Source organism: uncultured Nostoc sp. (assembly GCF_964245575.1).
In the GTDB taxonomy this organism is placed as follows: Bacteria; Cyanobacteriota; Cyanobacteriia; order Cyanobacteriales; family Nostocaceae; genus Nostoc.
This window is the reverse complement of the sequence record NZ_CAXTNP010000141.1, coordinates 1-1,741: the sequence shown is the minus strand read 5'-3', so window position 1 is coordinate 1,741 and position 1,741 is coordinate 1. Positions and strand designations below refer to the sequence as shown.

The following is a 1,741-nucleotide window of genomic DNA, read 5'->3' as shown; positions in this document are numbered from 1 at the left end:
AAATCAACTTTTGCTTGCGGAAAACACCAAAATGAATAAGTCAAATGACCTTTTGTGAAAGTATTTAAGTATTTTGATAAAGTAATCAGGCATTTTGATAAAGTAATTAGGCATTTTGATAAAGTAATCAGCAAATATACCTGACAATTACCAATCGCGGCTACACACGGCTGTAATTAATATTACATTACCAAAATAATGTTTGAACTTATCGGGCACTCAAATGAGGTTCAATCCGTCACGATTAGCCATCATGGCCAAACTTTGGTTAACAGTAGTGCTGAAGTAAGGGTAGTTGTAAGAAGACAATTAAAATGCACCAGTTAATGGAAGAAAATAACGTGAAAATAGCGATTATTACTAAAACATTACTTACACCTATATGTTTGTTAGCTTTATTTACCCCAAGTCAAGCATCGGCTCAACTTATACCGCAACCTTGGGTTTCAGTCGGTGGAAAAGATGGTGATGTAACTTATGCTGTAGGAGCTAGGGCTTTAAATTTTGGGGTTGAGTTAGGAACTGGCCCTGATGGTGCTACGGGAGTAGATGTTTTGAAATTTATCAGTTTGCCTGTAATTTCACCTTATGTAGGAGTTGGACTTTATTCAGAAGATAAAGGTGTTGCAGTTTCAGGTGGCGTTCAGGTAAGTGCTACTAATAACGTTTTTGTTGGTGCTGGTTACAATTCTATTCGTGGGTTTAACGGGCAACTGGGAATAAGATTTTAACAGTGAAGTAAGTTAGCGAGAAAAATTCCATCTATATATATGAAGTCTAATTTTCTTAATATAGTTGGAAATATTCTTGCCCACCTACTTAGTGGCATTCGATTTTAGCCTTTATACAAAATACTCTGTTGCTTTTTGCACTTGGTGGCTGAAACACCAATGAAAGCAATGAAAGTCATTAGACCTAAAACAGAGGTTGGCTCAGGAACAGATTGCATTCCAAAACTATCATCAGAGTATGTGCGGAATGTGTAATCATAATATGGGAATGATTGAAATCCTCTGTTTGCATAGACTTGACCATCGGGATAAGGATTGTTAGTATCACCAGCGATCGCTAGATTACTGAGCGACTCAAATACGAGGAATAAAGTCTTATTTGGTGTAACAGCTACGGGGTTCCAGAATACTTCTGTCCACGCATCGGGTAACTGTCCGAGTGCTATACCACTTGCTAAAACATTTCCTTGACCATTCCACAAGGATATTTTAACGTCACCAACTGTTCCAATACCCTGTGTAAGTTTTATGGCAGCACCTGCAACATTATTAGCTGCTGGTTTGAATGATTGTGCTAAGTCTGACTGCGAAAAATATGCCATGTTTACATTAATGCTGGACTGTTCTTGATCGATAAACAGTGCAGCATTTGCCGACTTAGCTTCTAATCCAATAAAAGCAGCTGCTAATGCCGATCCGATAACAGCAATTGATAATCTTTTGACACTTTTGAAACTCAATACCATTGTTTTTACTTTGAAAGACAATTTTTTTGTCTTTTCGATTATGTTACAGTATGCATATTAATATATACATGTAATCTTAAAAAACTATTGTAGGGAATCTACATAAAGTTTCTGAAAAAAGCTACTAGTATAGAAAAATTTGAGGATGAAAATTAATATGTGACAACGGTTACAGACATATTTATAACGTTTATAAAAACTATTTTTATATTTAAAGGAATGATGAAGTATATTATGATTTGATTAAGAAATTAAACACACAGG

2 protein-coding genes are annotated in these 1,741 nt (G+C 35.5%); one reads left to right on the top strand and one right to left on the bottom strand.

Going from position 1 to position 1,741, the window contains the following annotated elements:
• Positions 1-341: 341 nt before the first annotated feature.
• Positions 342-731, top strand: coding sequence for a hypothetical protein (locus tag ACFFAP_RS21465; protein ID WP_375513128.1), 390 nt, complete (start codon positions 342-344; stop codon positions 729-731).
• A gap of 104 nt (positions 732-835) precedes the next feature.
• Here ACFFAP_RS21465 and ACFFAP_RS21460 read toward each other — a convergent pair whose 3' ends face one another.
• The gene (locus tag ACFFAP_RS21460) at positions 836-1,477 is read right to left on the bottom strand and encodes a PEP-CTERM sorting domain-containing protein (protein ID WP_375513114.1); all 642 of its coding nucleotides are present in this window, start codon (positions 1,475-1,477) and stop codon (positions 836-838) included.
• Between the last annotated feature and the right edge of the window lie 264 nt (positions 1,478-1,741).

What these genes read in the sequence shown, in the direction of transcription:
- ACFFAP_RS21460 (WP_375513114.1), bottom strand. Translation starts at nt 1,477, where the DNA reads ATGGTATTGAGTTTCAAAAGTGTCAAAAGATTATCAATTGCTGTTATC.